Annotated in this window: 16 protein-coding genes and 1 other annotated feature; of the genes, 1 reads left to right on the top strand and 15 read right to left on the bottom strand. The window is 31.5% G+C overall.

Annotated elements, in window-relative coordinates; genetic code table 11:
- Positions 1 to 422: 422 nt before the first annotated feature.
- The 6 genes from DW1_RS05295 to DW1_RS05270 all read right to left on the bottom strand — a co-directional run bounded on the left by DW1_RS05295 (position 423) and on the right by DW1_RS05270 (position 7,641).
- Positions 423 to 1,001, bottom strand: a complete 579-nt coding sequence (locus DW1_RS05295) for an indolepyruvate oxidoreductase subunit beta (protein ID WP_074349595.1) — start codon at positions 999 to 1,001, stop codon at positions 423 to 425.
- Between the two features lies 1 nt (position 1,002).
- The gene (iorA, locus tag DW1_RS05290; RefSeq protein WP_074349594.1) at positions 1,003 to 2,778 is read right to left on the bottom strand and encodes an indolepyruvate ferredoxin oxidoreductase subunit alpha; all 1,776 of its coding nucleotides are present in this window, start codon (positions 2,776 to 2,778) and stop codon (positions 1,003 to 1,005) included.
- 88 nt (positions 2,779 to 2,866) lie between these two features.
- The gene (locus tag DW1_RS05285; protein ID WP_074349593.1) at positions 2,867 to 3,775 is read right to left on the bottom strand and encodes a bifunctional enoyl-CoA hydratase/phosphate acetyltransferase; all 909 of its coding nucleotides are present in this window, start codon (positions 3,773 to 3,775) and stop codon (positions 2,867 to 2,869) included.
- Positions 3,776 to 3,905: 130 nt separating this feature from the next.
- Positions 3,906 to 5,042: a tetratricopeptide repeat protein gene (locus DW1_RS05280; RefSeq protein WP_074349592.1), complete on the bottom strand. Its 1,137-nt coding sequence runs from the start codon at positions 5,040 to 5,042 to the stop codon at positions 3,906 to 3,908.
- A 35-nt stretch (positions 5,043 to 5,077) separates the two neighbouring features.
- A complete protein-coding gene (locus tag DW1_RS05275) occupies positions 5,078 to 5,854 on the bottom strand; it encodes a hypothetical protein (RefSeq protein ID WP_074349591.1) in 777 nt (258 codons plus the stop codon).
- Positions 5,855 to 5,859: 5 nt separating this feature from the next.
- A complete protein-coding gene (locus tag DW1_RS05270) occupies positions 5,860 to 7,641 on the bottom strand; it encodes a B12-binding domain-containing radical SAM protein (RefSeq protein ID WP_074349590.1) in 1,782 nt (593 codons plus the stop codon).
- A gap of 292 nt (positions 7,642 to 7,933) precedes the next feature.
- On the opposite strand from DW1_RS05270, the gene DW1_RS05265 reads away from it, so the two are divergent.
- Positions 7,934 to 8,134 carry a hypothetical protein gene (locus tag DW1_RS05265; protein WP_074349589.1) on the top strand — a complete coding sequence of 67 codons (201 nt, stop codon included), beginning with the start codon at positions 7,934 to 7,936 and terminating at the stop codon, positions 8,132 to 8,134.
- Positions 8,135 to 8,173: 39 nt separating this feature from the next.
- Here DW1_RS05265 and DW1_RS05260 read toward each other — a convergent pair whose 3' ends face one another.
- The 9 genes from DW1_RS05260 to DW1_RS05220 all read right to left on the bottom strand — a co-directional run bounded on the left by DW1_RS05260 (position 8,174) and on the right by DW1_RS05220 (position 18,285).
- A complete protein-coding gene (locus DW1_RS05260) occupies positions 8,174 to 9,208 on the bottom strand; it encodes a hypothetical protein (RefSeq protein WP_074349588.1) in 1,035 nt (344 codons plus the stop codon).
- Between the two features lie 79 nt (positions 9,209 to 9,287).
- On the bottom strand, positions 9,288 to 10,046 hold the full coding sequence (locus DW1_RS05255; RefSeq protein ID WP_074349587.1) for a hypothetical protein: 759 nt from the start codon (positions 10,044 to 10,046) through the stop codon (positions 9,288 to 9,290).
- Between the two features lie 19 nt (positions 10,047 to 10,065).
- Complete coding sequence (locus tag DW1_RS05250; protein ID WP_074349586.1) at positions 10,066 to 10,512, bottom strand: anti-sigma factor family protein; 447 nt, start codon at positions 10,510 to 10,512, stop codon at positions 10,066 to 10,068.
- Complete coding sequence (locus DW1_RS05245; protein WP_074349585.1) at positions 10,491 to 11,087, bottom strand: RNA polymerase sigma factor; 597 nt, start codon at positions 11,085 to 11,087, stop codon at positions 10,491 to 10,493. Before DW1_RS05245 ends, DW1_RS05250 begins: the two co-directional genes overlap by 22 nt.
- Before the next feature lie 29 nt (positions 11,088 to 11,116).
- Positions 11,117 to 12,442 carry a DUF4097 family beta strand repeat-containing protein gene (locus DW1_RS05240; protein WP_074349584.1) on the bottom strand — a complete coding sequence of 442 codons (1,326 nt, stop codon included), beginning with the start codon at positions 12,440 to 12,442 and terminating at the stop codon, positions 11,117 to 11,119.
- A gap of 130 nt (positions 12,443 to 12,572) precedes the next feature.
- A complete protein-coding gene (gene argS, locus DW1_RS05235; protein ID WP_200800474.1) occupies positions 12,573 to 14,270 on the bottom strand; it encodes an arginine--tRNA ligase in 1,698 nt (565 codons plus the stop codon).
- 263 nt (positions 14,271 to 14,533) lie between these two features.
- Positions 14,534 to 14,744, bottom strand: a binding site (T-box leader).
- 65 nt (positions 14,745 to 14,809) lie between these two features.
- Positions 14,810 to 15,412, bottom strand: a complete 603-nt coding sequence (locus DW1_RS05230; RefSeq protein WP_074349582.1) for a GerMN domain-containing protein — start codon at positions 15,410 to 15,412, stop codon at positions 14,810 to 14,812.
- Positions 15,413 to 15,432: 20 nt separating this feature from the next.
- The gene (locus DW1_RS05225; RefSeq protein ID WP_074349581.1) at positions 15,433 to 15,870 is read right to left on the bottom strand and encodes a 2-thiouracil desulfurase family protein; all 438 of its coding nucleotides are present in this window, start codon (positions 15,868 to 15,870) and stop codon (positions 15,433 to 15,435) included.
- 36 nt (positions 15,871 to 15,906) lie between these two features.
- A complete protein-coding gene (locus DW1_RS05220) occupies positions 15,907 to 18,285 on the bottom strand; it encodes an endonuclease MutS2 (RefSeq protein ID WP_074349580.1) in 2,379 nt (792 codons plus the stop codon).
- Positions 18,286 to 18,291: the final 6 nt, after the last annotated feature.

The raw sequence follows: 18,291 nt of genomic DNA, 5'->3' as shown, positions 1-18,291 counted from the left end.
TTCAAATATTTTTACCGCCGGTTTGTCGAGCCGACTTTTATAATATTAACACTTTTTTTATGTCTTGTCAATACTTTTTTTAAATTATTTTTCACTTCGTTTTACTCTGTCGTTTAGTGACGACTTATTCAATATATCAAATTTAAAAACAAATGTCAATAGTTTTTTTTTATTTTTTGTTGACTTTAAGTAAATATGATTTTGCATTAAATTAGCAACTTGATTAATATAACATACTATAGCAACCTTAGTCAATGGTATTTCATTCCACTATCTCTTCATGTTAAATGCATGCATTATAGGCTATATCAACATTGAGTGTGCTTTTTTAATATATATTTATTATTCCACAAAAAGATATGAATATGCAATAATGCCAATATAATAAGAGCTAAGGTCCGCCCCTAGCTCCAGTTATTTATCTACTTTACTAAATCTTTACCTATATTAAATGCTTTCAAATTAATATCTACAAACTTTTCCTTTACCTCTTCTTTAATAACACTTTCCCAGTCTACTTCGTCGATTCCCATTGCTTTGATTAGTGCTCCTAGCATAATTATATTTTGTGTTTTGATATTACCTAGTTGTCTTGCTTCTTCTGCTGCGTCTATAGTTATAGTATTAACTTTATCTTTTAGCTCATCAACTATTCCTTTTGGATATTTAACTTTTCCAGATAAAACTGGTGCTGGTGGTATTGCATAGTCATTCACTACCATCTTCCCCTGTGGCTTTAAGTGTTCAATCCATCTCATAGCTTCCATTTTTTCAAAGGACACTATTATATCAGCCTGCCCAATACCTATTATTGGTGAATAAACTTTTTTGCCATATCTTATTTGTGTGGTTACGCTACCACCACGTTGAGCCATTCCATGAACTTCAGACATCTTCACATCATATCCAGCATCAATAAGACCTTTAGATAAGATTTTACTAGCAAGTATTATTCCTTGTCCGCCAACCCCTACAAACAAAATATTTTTCACATCAGACATTTTATTCACCCGCCTTTACTATAGCATTAAATGGACATATTTGTAAACATACGTCACAGCCTACACACATAGATTCATCAATTATGGAGCCTAAGTTAACATCAAATGATATTGCTGGGCATCCGCATCTTAGACACATCTTACATTTCCTACATTTTTCTCTATCTACTACACATTTAACTCTTTCATCTAGTTTATATTCTTTTACTTCCTCTGTTGGTGATTTCTTTAATACACAAGGCATCTTTGTGATTATAACCATAGGCTCTTTAGTGTTAAGAGCTTTATTTATTGCCTCTTCAGTTTCTTTTAAATCTAGTGGATTTACTACTGCTATATTTTTTACACCAATAGCCTCACATATTTTTTCAATATCTATAAACTGAGTAGCTTCTCCTGCTAAAGTGTAACCTGTTCCTGGGTTGTCTTGGTGTCCTGTCATCCCAGTTATTCTATTATCAAGTATAATAGTAGCTAAATTCCCACTATTGTATATTACATTTATCAAGCCTGTAATACCAGAATGGAAAAATGTAGAATCACCTATAACTCCAAAAACTTTAGTGTCCCTTCCACCCTTTTCAAAAGCTTTAGTAAATCCGTGACCAGCACTTATACTAGCCCCCATACATATAGTTGTATCCATGCTTTCTAGTGGTGGCGCCGACCCTAATGTATAGCATCCTATGTCTCCTGTAATAGCTACATTTTTCTTTTTGCTAAGTACATAGAATAAACCTCTATGAGGACAACCTGCACACATAGTCGGTGGTCTTCCAACAACCTTATCAGCATTAGCTTCTACCTTTTCAGGTTTTATTCCTAATAATACTTCTGCTAATATATCTGGATTAAGCTCTCCTATAGCTGGAATAACGTCTTTACCAACTACATTTATGCCCATACTCCTGATTTCATCTTCTAGGTATGGCTCTAGTTCCTCTATTACATATAGTTTTTCTATTTGCTCAGCAAATTCTTTTATTTTTGCCTTTGGTATTGGAAATGTAAATCCTAGCTTTAAATATGAAGCTCTATCTCCAAAGACTTCTTTTGCATACTGATATGCTACACCTGAAGTAATAACTCCTATCTTTTTATCATTCCATTCTATTTTGTTTAACTCAGAATTATTGCTCAATTCTTCTAGTTTTGCTAATCTATCTTCTAATATAACTCTACGTTTTCTTGCATTTGCAGGTGTTGCAACATATTTAGCTATATCTTTTTTATAGTCTTTAATTTCAACTTCTTTTCTCTCTCCAATTTCTACTAATCCTTTTCCATGGCACACTCTTGTTGTAAGCCTTAGTAAAACTGGAGCATCATACTCTTCACTTATTTCAAATGCAATCTTAACAAAATCCTTTGCTTCTTGACTATCGCTTGGCTCTAACATAGGAATCTTTGCAAATTTTGCATAATATCTATTGTCCTGCTCATTTTGTGAACTATGCATACCTGGATCATCTGCAGATACAAGTATACAGCCACCATTTACTCCCGTATAAGCAAAAGTGAATAATGGATCTGCTGCCACGTTAACTCCTACGTGCTTCATTGCAGCTAAGGATCTTGCCCCAGCTATAGATGCTCCTATAGCTACCTCTAAAGCAACCTTTTCATTTGGTGCCCATTCAGAATATATCTCTTTATACATCGATATATTTTCCAATATCTCAGTACTTGGAGTTCCTGGGTACGCAGAAGCTACAGCTACCCCAGCTTCATAAGCTCCTTGAGCTACTGCTTCATTTCCAGTCATTAGTCTTTTCATACTTTTTTACCCCCTTTAATATAACTTTGATAAAACTCAATACTGCTTATGCCACTAATCTTAATGAACATTAGCTTCAGAGACAAGTTTAATTTAGCTCAGAAATCATACTGCCAAGGGCAATCGAATAAAGCTTAGCTTCATGTGAATCAGCTCTTGATACTAATACTATTGGAACCTTTGCCCCCATTATGATACCTGCTGATTGACTATTTGCAAAATAAGTTAAGCTCTTTCCGATTCCATTTCCTGTTTCGATATTAGGCACTAAAAGAATATCTGCATCTCCTGCTACTTCGCTATTATACCCCTTAATTTTAGCTGCTTCTTTTGATACTGCTAAGTCAAGAGCTAAGGGTCCATCAATGATAACTCCGTTTTCAAATAATCCGTCGTTGCACATTTTCTTAAGTTCGTCAGCATGGACAGTAGCAATCATCTTAGGATTTACTTTTTCCTTTGCAGCAATAGCAGCTACCTTTATCCTGTCATATCCAAGAGCCTTACAAACCTTTGTAGCATTCTTTACTATTTTAACCTTGTCATCTAGGTTCGGCTCTAGGTTCATTCCCCCATCTGTTAAAAATACAAATTTGTGATATGAAGGTACCTCGTATATCATTACATGACTAAGTAAGCTATCTGTCCTTAATCCATATTCCTTATTTAAGACTTCTTTTAATAATATGGAGGTATCTATTAATCCCTTCATTATAAAATCTGCCTTATCACTGCTTACATGTCTCACTGCTATTTCAGCGGCTTTATCTAGCTCTTTTACATCAATTTTCTCATATGCTTCTATAGATATTCCTAGTTCCCTTGCAATCATCTGGGTTTTATCCATATCTCCAATTAATATTGGTTCCACAATTCCACTTATAGCAGCTTCGTGAACAGCTCTTAATACTTCTTCATCTTGACAAGCAGCTACTGCTAGTCTCTTCTTTGTTTGCTCTTTTGCTATTTCGATCAAATCTGTTAAGTATTTAAGCACATTATCCCCCCCTTTAGAATATGTAGTTTTAAAAAGGAAATCGTTTCTCTAAACTATTCTATCATAATTTTATCTTTTAGTTCAATGTGTTTACAAAACCTTAATTTTGTTGAAAAGAAAAAAGTATGACCTAAGCCATACTCTTTATTTTTTCAAGCTCTTGTTTACATGCAATAGTTATTTCGTCTGTATCGCACTGTTCATAAGCTTCATTGATATCCTTTTCTGCATTTTCAATATCATTGATTTGTAAATAAGTCATACCTCTATTACATCTTATTTCATAATCCTTTGGCTTAAGCTCAATAGCCTTTGTGAAATTAGAAATTGCATCACTATAATTTCCTATGAATGCCTGACAAAGCCCAAGCTCATTTAATGCTTCTACCTGGTCTGGCACAAAGTCAAGCACTGTTTCGAACTCATCAATGGCTTCTTGATACATGCCTAACTGCCTATATCCTAAACCTATCATGAAAAACAAGTTCCACCAGTCAACATATTTATCCTTAAGTGGTAAGAGTTTTTTGAGACCTTCATTAGGATTACCTGATAATATTAGGTTGTATCCTTCCTCATATGTTATATCATCCTGCATTGACTCTAAGTTATCTCTTACCTCATCTAAAAGCTCGGTGTCTTTTCCTAGTTGTATATATTTTTTCCACATTAAACTGCTTTTTACGTACTGCTGACTATTTTTATAATGATAGCCAAGCTTATAATAAGCTAAATCAAAGTTCGGGTTTTCATTAATAACCTCTTCAAAAACATTAGTTGATCTATTTAGAAAAAGGTTGCCCATTTTATTATTGCTTATTGCAAATAACCTTCTAGCTTTTTCTTCTAGGGCTAGAGCATAATTATATTTTCCCATTAAATTTTTATCATTAATATAATATAATGCTCTTAGCCAAACAATTCCCTCTTCAAAAGCATTTTCGTTAATCTTCTTTAGCCCAATATACAATATATACTCTTCTATTTTTTCATCATAATGATAAAGGATATCTTTATACTGTTCACAATGTTTAAAATCTGGGTCTGCACCAATGGTATATATCATTCCATTAATAATAGCAGAAACCTTTACTTCATCCTTAGCAGTTCCTTCCTTTATCTCATTAATTAATTCGTCTATAATTAAAGGCAATGGTATATCAGATTCAATTTTATAGTCTTTAATAAATACCATTGAGTTTGGTTTTAACTCAATAAAAGAAATATTTTCTGTCTTATCAAGAAAGTATTCACGTAGCCCCTTCATAATCCTCACCTGTCTTTCTAACAAAACTTAATATATTACTTGTATAAATGCTGCATATATGCTCTCTTTCTTCGTGTGCTTGTACTTAAAGTATCAAACAAAATTCCTCTATATATCATGATAAATGTAAACAGAATTTGACCTATTATATAGAGTACTATCCCTCTTATTGATAAGCTAAAGAAGTAACCTGAGCTTATAGCTAGAACATCTCTTATAACATTGCCAGTAACTAAATAAAATATTCCAAGCATTATGATATTAGGTACAAACCATTCAATCCAATTTTCCTTTACAAAATTAAATGTATAGGTCACAGTCTCCCAAGCAGAATAATGCTTTTGATATATAGTCTCAGGTAAAGCATTCATCAGTATCAAAACTAAAAGACTTATAATGAAGCTTAAAGTTCCTGCTAATGAATAGTTGATAGAATAGATTACAGGCTCTATAATTCTACCATATAAAAAGCTTGCAGCCCAACCAATAAAAAGCACACCATACACTTTCCAGAGATAAACCGTAAACCCATCCTTAAAATCCTGAAAAGTAATTTTTCCATATCTCATAATTTGGTTAAGCAGATATAAGAAGTTTGATATCATTGCACTAGAAACTATAGCTGAGATTATCCCAGAAAAGAAACCCAAAATAGAATTACTAAAGAGTATACCAATTACAATGAACAAAGCAATATTCAATATTGTGTATGCAAATCCTGTAAAGACAATTGCCCAATTGCTAAGAAATAGTTTAGAAGTTTTTCTCAGAGTACTCCTATTAACTAATAATAAATCCTTTAAAATATCCAAAATCATCACTCCTCATGTAAAAATTCTTCGGTTATATTAAAATATTTACATCTTTCGAATACCTTTCTGTCATTATTATATACAAACAGAATATAGGTATCTAAAGTATTAACCATATCTAAATTATAACTTTTCTCTATAATTTCCAGTATATCATAATTAAACTTCTCAATATATACCTCATTGATTATTTTTTTTGTAGGTATATTTAAATATTCAGGTATATATTTTTCTAAGTTTGACTGTTTCTTAAAAAAATCATGCTTCTTAGCTTTTGATATATCCTCATTAGTGTTTTTCATAAAATGAGGAATAGTAGGTGATTTAGTATTATATACAAAGTCAAATCTAAGAATATCTCTAAATAATAGAATATGCTCACCAATATTTTTACTATAGAACTCTAGAAGTATCTTATATAAATCTGTTCTACTATGTGCCTTATTGCTAAGCTCGTTCTTATCCCAGTACTCAGCAAATGATTCGAAAAAGTCATAAGGCTTTTGATAGAAGTATCTAATAATATAATTGAGACTGTTTTCAAAATAGAGCTCATTAGCATACTTCTCAACTAGATCCTCTACTGCCTTTAGCTTAAGCATTTCTCTATAATTAATAAAATTACTCTCTAGTACCTCGTATGGTGGTTTGGCTATAAATTTGTAACCATATTTGTCCTTTTTGTTTCTAAGTTCAGAACCTTTTAAAAGTTTTAAAAATCCTAACTGCAGCTTTTCAGGTCTTAATGAATATATATCATTAAATGAATTCTTGAAGCTATTTAAATCTTCGTAGGGAAGTCCTGCTATTAAATCTAAATGCTGATGTATATTATTATAGCTCTTAATCCTTTTCACTACATCCATTAGCTTCTCTATATTAGTTACCCTATCTATAGCCTCTAGTGTTTGAGGATTAGTTGACTGTACTCCTATCTCGAACTGAAATAACCCTTCTGGTACATTCTTTAAGAAGCTTAAAACCTCATCATCTAGCAAATGAGCAGTCACCTCAAAGTGGAAGTTAATATTATTTGGGTTCTGTCCTATGATAAAATTCATTATTTCAAGGGCATACTCTTTTCTTGCATTAAATGTTCTATCTACAAACTTCACTTGTTTAACATTGGCATCTATCAGCTTTTTTAAATCCTTTTTTACTCTTTCAATAGAGAAAAATCTTACTCCCTTAATAGTTGAAGAAAGACAAAATCTACAGTTAAAAGGACAGCCCCTTGAGCTCTCAAAATAGACTATTTTATTTTTAAAATTCTTCAAATCATCATCAAAAGGTGAAGGAATTATATCTAGGTCTTGTATCAGAGGTCGAGGTTCATTTGTAAATACTTCCTCTCCCTTTCTAAAAATCAAACCTTTTACGTTTCTTAAATCATCTTTCTCATTTTTAAGTTCTAATAGAAGTTCCTTAAAAGTCTCTTCTCCTTCTCCATAAATTATATAATCAATGAATGTATTATTTTTAATCAAATCTTCTCCATCAAAGGATACCTCTGGCCCACCAAGTATAATTTTAAGATTAGGCCGTACTAGTTTTAACACCTCTGATATGTGAAGTATATGTTCAATATTCCATATATAACAAGAAAAGGCTACTACATCTATTTCCTTCTTATATATATCTCCTACTATATAATCTATACTTTGATTTATAGTATATTCTTCAAGCTCTATGTTTGGAAAATCATCCTTAGCAAAACTTTTCAAATATCTAATAGAAAGAGAAGTATGAATAAATTTCGAATTTAAAGTCGTAATTAATATTTTCATTTTAAAACCTACCTTCTAATTACTATGTAATAGTATCATTACTTATATTATCAAACAAAAGCTATATATTCCAATATTATTAACATATATTTTTTTATTAGTCTATTGGTGTTATGCAATTATAAAGCCATAGTTAAAATAGTATTGCATTATTCTACTATCCAAAAAATTCACAGAATTTTAGCGAAAAAATTTGTAAATTAGTGAAGGTATTTATCTTTTTTTATAGAATAGAATAGATTAGATTAATTAACAATTATATTAGTATGCACTAGAGGAGGGATTTAATAAAATGCAAGAATTCGAGAAAATATCAATTGCTGAAATCTCAAAAAAAGACATGTTGGTAATATTAGAAGCCCTTGAATATACAGGAAAGAACACTAACATTGATACTTTTCTTAAGCTAAAAGATAACATTATTAGAGAATTAAGCGAATTGGCAGATACAAGTGAGGATGAATTTATAAAATATTTAAATAAAGATTTATAGGAAAGAAAAGTGGTTATTATCCACTTTTCTTTCTTAATCCTAACCTTTATATCTCCTAAATCTATAAATACCTGTTTTTGTTCTTATGAAGCTTGTTATTCTTTTAGGCTCATTTATTATCTTAACAACCTGGCATTTCTTCAATAAAGTATGAAAAAACACATCTCCCTCCTTATATTGAAATACATCAGGTAACAAGTATTTATCTATTTTAAGACTTTCAACTGAAAACCTTCCCTTCCTTAACTTCACCAAAAAACCACACAAGCTTTTAATAAACTCTTCATCCTTTATAGGAGTATAGTTGCAAACTGACTTTAACCCTTTTAGACCTCCAAGAAAAAAAGTAGGTAGTCCACTTTCCCCTTGTTCTCTTAGTACATTTAAAGATTGCTTTAAAATACTATACTTCGAGCTTAAATTCACCCCATTTAATATATTAAGTATTTCGATACGCTTTCTTTCAAAATCAATAACAAAATTACCTTTGTATGTATCTAATGAGAATTTAAAGTCTTTAGAATGCATTCTAATAAAATCCTTTTGTGAAAAGCAAATCATTTCTTCTTTAATTTGATTAATTAGCTCATCATAATTAATACTTATATTATTAATAAGCAAAAAAAACAGCTTACTAAGAGCTAGTCCTTCAAAAATGGAGTATATATTTCCTGAAGAGTAAAGAATGTTCTTTAATACTTCCTTTTTAGCTACTATCCAATCTTCGTTTACGAAGACTATAGGAGTAATTCTTGAAAATATGCTATCATCTTCATAGTCCCAATAAGTTTTTTCATCATTATATAAACTTCCTAATAAGCTAATATTATCTCCATGTCTATAGTGATACCATAGTTTTAACTCTTCATTAAATCTTTTATAATCTATTACTGAACCATGGTGGACTTCATCAGGAATAAGAGACTTAATAGTAATAATCATAAGCTCCACTATATAGGTCCATTGATTTTTATCATGTTCTAGCTCATCGGGCTGATAAAAGCTTTCTTTATATCTACGAACTTCTTCACTGCAGGCACATATTATAAATTTTTCTATATTAGTTTCTAGCATAGTAACACCTCTCAGTTAAGCTATATATAGTATAGCAGAAACTATTAAAAAAATAAAAGAAAAAGCTAGGAATCCTAGCTTAATCATTAACATTATTCTTAGTTCTTTTTAGTAAAAAGAAACCTATAATTATCAGTACTACAGGAAATATTGACTCTCTTATAAGCCTTATAGTGACTTTAACAGACTCAGAGTAGATGTTCATCCTGTTAGCTATATAAACTAGTTGATCAAAAAGCTCATTTAGTAATACTAGTCCACCTAAAATTATAAATGCCATTCCTAGATGCTTTGCATTTAAGTTTTTAGTATCTATAGGAAAGATCAAATCTTCATCGACGTTTTCACCATGCTCAAGCCTCTTTCTCATATGAATGCAATCAAAAAAGCTATAGAACCACACAACTACAGCAAAGAATATTAGAAAGTCCGCTGAATAAATGAGACCAGATAAAGCAATAGTTCCAAAGAACAACAGCATAAATTGAAGTCCTCTTTTCATTAATCCTAAGTACATGTGTCCTCCACCTGGTAGAAAAGAAAAGATAATTGACCAAAAAGTACTATATTTTTTTGGAGCTCTTCCACCATAGTAGTTTACATTACTTGACTGATAATTAGTTCTATTATGATTGTCTGTATAATGATTATTTGAATTATAGCTGTTTGTATTATTTTCATAAGAAATATTCTTTATAATTGGCAACCCTTTTTTCTTTGCGCATTCTAAACATATTGTTTTTCCATTATCATCAACTGCACAATCTCTGCATATACTTACTCCACAATCCGCACAAATGTGGCTTGATTCTAGATTCTTATGGTATTCACATTTCATACGCCCTACCTCCTTTTATCTATTTCATATTATTGTTATTATAATTTGTTAGATGTTTTAAGCTTTCTGATAATTTAATAATAGGGTTAGTCACAACTTGATTTAATTCAAAAGCACTTCTATATAAACCTCTTGCTATAATTTTCAAATCATAATCTGAAAAGTTAAGTAATGAAAGCATTATTCCTGCTGCTACAAAGCTAGAGCCTAGATTCTTTAAAAGCTTTGCACTTTTCTTCTTAGAATTTTCAAAGCTACTTATTTTCATCATTATATCATCTACTAAATTATCTGGTGCATTAATAAAATGATTGTCTAGGATACTAAAAGTAAAACCTAAGTCTTCATATTCTTTTTTACACCTATTACATTTTTCTAGGTGTTTTTTTACATTATGCTTTTCAATGTCGCTAAGTCTATTTTCAAAGTATTTATCAACCAAAATTAAGACTTCTTTGCATTCCACTTGTATCCACCTCTCTCATTTAGCTTTGTCAACTCATCTTTTAATAGTCTTCTTGCTCTATAAAGTCTAGTTTCAACAGTCCTTTCAGGAATATTCAGTGCTATTGAAATGTCCTGATAAGACATATTGTTAAAATGATACATTATAATTACTGTCTTGTATTTGTCAGGAAGCCCATAAACTAGTTCATGTACTTCCCTTTGACTCTCAGACTGAATAAAGACCTCATCAGGCAAAGGTTTATCGTCCTTGATATCAAGCTCAACAGTTTCATCATCATCGTTAATTATACTTGTACTTAGTATTTTAATCTTACTGTTTTTTCTTTTCCAATCTAGACATGTGTTTATTGATATCCTATATATCCAAGTAGAAAGCTTACTTTCAAATCTAAAGCTACCTATTTCCTTATATATTTTAAGAAATATTTCCTGAGATAAGTCTTGAGCCTCTTCATAGCTATTTGTAAACTTATAGGCCATCCCAAATACCCTATTTTTAAATAAATCAACTATTTCTTTAAAAACAGTATAATTTCCCGCCTTTAGCTCACAAACTATACGTTCTTCATTCAATTGTTACCACCACCCCAATTCCTAAGAAGTTAGTTTGTGTTAAGGTTTATGTTTCCGTTTTTACTTCTTATATAGAATTTTATATTAGTATTATCTATGAAATCATTTATGTTCTGCTCTGTAATACCTTCAGTAACATTTAAGCCTAACGTATTTTCAATTTCTCCAAACTCTGCTACTACATTAAAGCTACCACTTTGCTTTGATGGAACTGTAATATCTATATTACCAAACTCATTTTCTATTTCTAGACCTTTTTCAACTAATTTCTCAGTCTTAAATGATATGTTTCCATTTTTAGAAATTACTTTTATGAATTTATTTGCATTATCTACATTTATATTTCCAAATCTACCATAAATATAGAGGTCTCCTTTGATGTCTTCTACATCAACATTTGCATGCTCATTTTCTAAATTTAAATTTCCTCCCACTTTTTCAACCTCTACATCTCCAAATTTACATTTAATTGTAATATCTTTCTCTACATTCTCAACATATATCTCATCATGCTGATTATCTATTTCTACATTACCTTTAATATTCGTAACATCAATACTTCCAAAGGAATTGTCTAATTTTACAAAGCCTAAAATATCTGATACTTCAATATTACCATGTCGACTATTAATTTCTACATCTTTTTCTAGGCCTTTTAAAATCGTATCTCCAAACTCGTTTTCTATATTTATTCTCATATGTGATGGTGTACGAATATAATAGCTGATGCTTATGTTTCCTGCTTTACTCTGATCATATTTAGTACCAGCGAAATCTGAGACTATACTTGTAAGACTTCCTTTATCATCAATCTTAACAATTTTTTTTGATAATTCATCTGCATAGGCTTTATCATTATAATTGATTTTAATCTCTGCTGATATTTCTATATTATCCACTGAGTCTCCAATTACCTCCACATCACCAAATCGATTAATAACTTCTAGCTCTTCCTTACCTATTGATTCAATTGTAAAGTCGTATTTATAAGTTGATACATCCTTATAATTTAACACACCATTAGAGAAATCTCCAAAATCAATAGATTTAACAATTGAGAAAAAACTAAAACCTCTGTCAAAACTAAAACTTGAATAGATTGATGTAATAACTATTATAATACTCAGTATGATTGCACTCAAGGGATCTATATACGTCTTTGTCTCTTCAGAGTTTCTTGATAGCACTAGCTTGGTGATAATAATTTCTATACCAAAAAGTATTATAATACTTGGCCAAGCAATGCCAATTGCTGTTTTTAAGTCAATTTCTATAAAATTTCTTATAAGTAACAAGATACCTAGAGAAATAAGCGTTATAGCAAATGTGAAAACCCCTATTTTCTTTTTTTGCATCAAATAATCCTCCTTCTAATTACTTATAACTATAGACGGACTATAAAAAATAATCCCTTCAAAAAAGAAATATCCATCCACAATTATTTCATGGAGAATATTTCTTTTATAGAATCTATCTATTTGTTAGCTACATTTTTTGTGGGGCATCTATTCCTAGTAAACCTAGACCTATCTTAATTACCGTAGCAACACTATAAACTATTAATAATCTTGCTTTTTGAAGTTCTTTATCATCTACGATAATTGGACATTCATGATAAAATTTATTAAATGCTTGTGCAATATCCATGACATGTCTAGCAATGAAAGATGGTTCGTTCTTTTCCATGGCTGAGATTACTATATCTTTGAAGGTATACAATAGTCTAACTACATTTACAGCTTCGTCATTTGTAATTAATGAATAATTCACATCTGATGTAATTTCATGACCTGCTTTGCTAAGGACACTATTAGCTCTAGCATGGGTATACTGAACGTATGGGCCAGTTTCTCCTTCAAAGCTAAGCATTCTATCCCAGTTAAATACAATATCTCTCATTTTTCCGTTACTTAAATCATTATAAATAACTGCACCTATACCTACCATCTTTGCTACTTCATCTTTGTTTTCTAAATTAGGATTTTTTTCTTCAATAATTACTTTTACTTTTTCTATAGCTTTGTTTAATAGATCATCAAGTAAAATTACATTTCCTTTTCTTGTTTGAAGTCTTCCTTCTTCTGTACTGACTCTTCCAAATGAAGCATGATAAAGATCTTTAGCCCACTCATATCCCATAAGCTCTATTACCTTCATCCATTGAGCAAAGTGAAGATTTTGGGAATAATCAGTTATATAGATAGATTTTGCAAAATTATAGGTCTCTTTTCTATAAATTGCAGCAGTAATATCTCTAGTCGCATAAATAGTAGTACCATCACTCTTAAGTATTATACAAGGCGGCATATTATACTTTTCTAAATCAACTACATATGCACCTTCACTTTCTACTAAAAGGTCCTTTTCCTTTAGCATATCTACAATTCTTGCCATTTTATCTTCATAGAAACTTTCACCTGTATAATAATCAAATTTTACTTTTAACAAGTCATAAATTCTATTGAATTCTTCTAAACTTAAATCAACAAATCTCTTCCAAATCTGTCTAGCTTCTTCATCACCATCTTCCAGCTTCTTAAACCATAACCTTCCTTCATCTTCAAGCTCAGGGCTTTTTTCCGCTTCTTCATGAAATTTTACATAAAGAGCTTGAAGGGTTTTTATAGGTTCTTTTTTTAGCGCCTCGTCATCGCCCCATCTTTTATACGCAGATATCATTTTTCCAAACTGGGTTCCCCAATCTCCTAAGTGATTGATTCCTATTGAATTATATCCTAGAAAGTTATAAATCTTATATAGTGAATTACCTATAACTGTTGAGCGAAGATGCCCTACATGGAAAGGCTTTGCTATATTTGGTGATGAAAAATCAAATGTAACATTTTGTCCTTTCCCGATATTAGTAGAACCAAACATCTCTTTCTTTTCAAAAACCTCTTTTAGCACTGTTTCACTAAGGACTTTTTTATTTATAAAAAAGTTGACATATGGTCCAGCATTCTCAATTTTCTCAAACAATTCGCTTCCCTTTATATTTTCTGCTATTTCCTGAGCAATAATATTTGGTGATTTTCTAAGCTCCTTTGCTAGTCTAAAACACGGCATTGCATAATCGCCTAGATCATAAGAAGGTGGCACTTCTAGTAATTCTAATATTGTTTCTTCATTTAAATTTTCAAAATTAGCACTTACAAGCTTTCCAATTTCTTTTCTAAAATCAATCATTTTTGCCTCCTTAATTTTATATCTAATATTTTTTATATATTATAATTTTGCTAATACTAGTCTTAATTAATACGAGTTCCTTCACTTCGTTCAGGATGATAGGTTGGGTTAGGTCATTTTCCGCAGTCTCGCAACACAAATTCATTTGCTCGCTGTCGCTCACATGAATTTGATGCTCATTGCGTTTGACCTACCAACGATTCTTTCGGAAAAGCGTCCGAAACAATCGGGTTAGGTCATAAAAAAATCCCGTCTCTAATGAAAGAGACGAGATATGATCCCGTGTTACCACTCTAATTGGTATAGATAAGTATACCCACTCAAGCCCTTTAACGCAGGGGAGCGGCATATCCTACTTAAGTTCAGATAGCTCCTCCGAGGCTCTCTTCAGATATACCTATGTGTCAGCTCCCACCAACCTGACTCGCTATAACAATCAGTATAACCTACTTTCCTCATCCTAGAATTTCATTTATTTATTAATAAATATTAGCATATGCTGCCACTAAAAACAAGGGGATTTTAGTAAATAATTTTTATTTCTCAGGTATAAACTCAGTACTAAAAATAAATTCCTTGTCTAAACTAACTCCATTAATTTCTTTAATAGTTTCCCCTTCTATCTTAAACACAACCTTTTCATTTTCTGGGAAAAAAGTTAGAGTATTAACTATTGCCTCTATAGCCATCCTTGTTAATGCTTTATCCTTGGGCATATTATTCACAAATTCCTTTGATAAGTCTAAATATACTATAGCATCCTTTTTTTCAATCCCCAATATCTTTGTGTTCTTAGGAACTGGAGATATAAAGCTTTCCAGATCATAATTAAATAGTTTATCTAGTGCTATTTCTTCAAGGGTCTTTTCCTTAAGTATTGGATCATCTGACTTTATTTCAAATCTTTCTCCAAATATATATGGTAAGTCCTTATGCTTCAAATATACTGCAAAATCTATATATTTTGCTTTTTCTATATCTGTGGTATTATCCTCTTGTTCTACAGGATCCTCTGTCTGGACATCATTGCCATCAGCTAAAGTAACATCATTATTATCTTTCCCCTTATTCTTTGAACATCCTATTAAACTAAATACTGAAATAATTAATACTAAGAAAAATATTAATCCTCTCTTCATCCTAACACCCCCATATTTTTTTAGAAATCAATATCATCTTCTTCGGTATATACTTTAATACCGTTTTTCTCAAGGAGGTCAGTCGTTATCCCATTTCCATCAACTAGTACATGTCTAAATTGTCCATCATATACTTTTCCTTTTCCACATGATGGGCTCTTTGCTTTGAGTATTGCTACTTTTGCTCCCATTAGTTTGGCGATTTTCAATGTCTCCTCTGCACCTTTAAAGAACTCTTTCGTTACATCTTGTCCTTCTATGTTTACTACCTTTTTGTTGCCATCTTCATCATATACAATTTCAGAAGGAAGTCTAGGAGTTGTCAGCCCGCCTAACTGCTCAGGACAGACTAATATTACCTTTTTCTCTTCTAAAAGTTTGACGATTTTAGGATTAAGATTGTTCCCTCCACTATATTTACAGTCAATACCTACTAAGCAAGCACTTATTAAATACATAACATCATCCCTCTTCATGTATAATAGTTGTTAAATTTACTTGATTTCCACAACTGTTACTCCTGTACCGCCCTCTCCATAGTTTCCTAATCTATGGTTTTTTACATGTTTATGTCCTTTTAACAGCTGAGTTATACCTTCTCTTAAAATACCTGTACCCTTTCCATGTATAATATAAACTGTCTTTAGGCCAGCTATATATACATCATCTAAATATTTATCTACATCTAGCATTGCTTCCTCTAAATTCTTGCCTCTTAAATCTAGCTCATTTTTTACAAAAGCTGACTTAGATTTAACTATTGATTTAACTGCAGTTTTATCCTTGGCTTTTCCATCTTTATCAGCTCTAGCTAGTGTAGAAATATGAACATTTATCTTCATAATGCCTACTTGTACCATAACATTACCTGATTCATCTGGCTCATTTAGCACCACGCCTTCTTGATTTAAACCTAATAATGTAACATTTTCACCTGGCTTCAAATTTCTTGGAGGCTTGCTTGTTTTTTTAACTATTATATTTTCGGTAATATCTCCTTCAACCTTTTGTAGTTCTCTTTTTATTTTATCTCTAGCTTCTTGTAGTTTTTTGTTATGTTCTTTTTCAATCTCTGTAGAAATCTCTCTTATCTCACTTATTAAACTCTCTGATTCTTCCTTTGCTTCTCTGATTATCCTTCTAGCTTCTTTTTTTGCTTCTCTTATTATTTCATCTCTCATACTATCTGCTTTTTCTTTTTTCTGAAGAAGCTCACTTTTTAACTTTTCTATTTCTTCCTTCAATCTTTTAGTTTCTTCTCTATTTTGTTCAGTTTCTTTTCTGTCTTTCTCTATACTAGCTAATACATCTTCAAATTCTATGTTCTCCTTTGATACCAAATTTCTTGCACTATCTATTATAAAATCATTTAGGCCAAGTCTCTTAGATATTTCAAATGCATTAGATTTCCCTGGCACCCCTATTAAAAGCTTATAAGTTGGACTTAGTGTTTCCACATCAAATTCCATAGAAGCATTTTTTACACCTGGAGTAGTTAGGGCATAAATCTTTAATTCGCTATAATGTGTAGTCGCTACAGTGATGACATTCTTACCATATAGATGGTCCAATATTGCCATGGCAAGTGCTGCTCCTTCAGTAGGGTCTGTACCTGCTCCTAGCTCATCAAAAAGCACTAGGCTATTATCTTCTACATGGTCTAGAATATCTACAATGTTAGTCATATGAGATGAGAATGTACTTAAGCTTTGCTCTATGCTTTGCTCATCTCCAATATCAGCAAATACATTCTTAAATACGGCCATCTTTGTACCATAATCTACAGGAATTTGTAAGCCAGACTGTGTCATTAAAGTAAAGAGTCCTAAGGTTTTTAATGTTACTGTCTTTCCACCTGTGTTAGGTCCTGTGATAACTAAGGAATTAAAGTCATCTCCTATATAAATATCTATAGGTACTACTTTGTCTACATCAAGAAGAGGATGACGACCATTTTTAATTTTAATGTATCCCTTGTCATTTAAATCTGGCTTCATTCCCCTCATAGATAAGGATAACTTTGCCTTTGCAAAAATAAAATCAATTCTTGCTAATATCTTTTGATTTGCTCTAATTCCTTCTGCTACAGAAGCAACGTGCTCTGTAAGCTCTGCTAGTATTCTTTCTATTTCGGCTTTTTCCTTAAGCTTCAACTCTTTTAGCTCATTATTCAGTTGAACTACTGCCATAGGCTCAATAAATAAAGTAGCACCGCTAGAAGACTGGTCGTGTATCAAGCCTTGAAAGCTAGATCTGTACTCTTGCTTTACAGGCACTACAAATCTACCTTCTCTTATAGTTATGATTCCATCCTGTAGCATCTTTTTATTAGCCTGTGAGCTAATTATGGAATTAAGCTTGGTCCTTATGGCATCATTCTTTGATGAAATTTGTTTTCTAATATTTCTTAAAAGAGGGCTTGCATTATCAGCAACCTCTTCTTCACTAATGATAGCATTAAATATAGCATCTTCTATATCCTTATATGTGTTTAAGTCATTAATTAGCTCTTGTAAAATAGGATAGTTTGAGTCTTTATCTCCCTTGTCTTGTCCCAAAAATCCTTTTATTCTCCTAGTAGCTCTTAATGTATCTGCAATCTTAAGCAGTCCTCCTGGAGAAAGGACTGAACCAATTTCAGCCCTCTTAACTTCAATCAAAATATCATGTATTCCTCCAAGTGGCGCGCTACCTCTTTTGATTAAAAGGCTTACTCCCTCATCTGTTTCATTTTGAGAATACTGTACTTCCTTTAAATCTGTACTTGGAACTAGCTTCTCTGCTATTTCTCTTCCTAAGCTAGACTCTGTTTTATCTATAAGCATTTGAATAATTTTTCCATATTCAAGTACTCTTAAAGTCTTTTCGTTCATAAAAAC

It is taken from the genome of Proteiniborus sp. DW1, assembly GCF_900095305.1.
Classification (GTDB): domain Bacteria; phylum Bacillota; class Clostridia; order Tissierellales; family Proteiniboraceae; genus Proteiniborus.
This window is presented reverse-complemented; position numbering and strand designations above follow the sequence as displayed.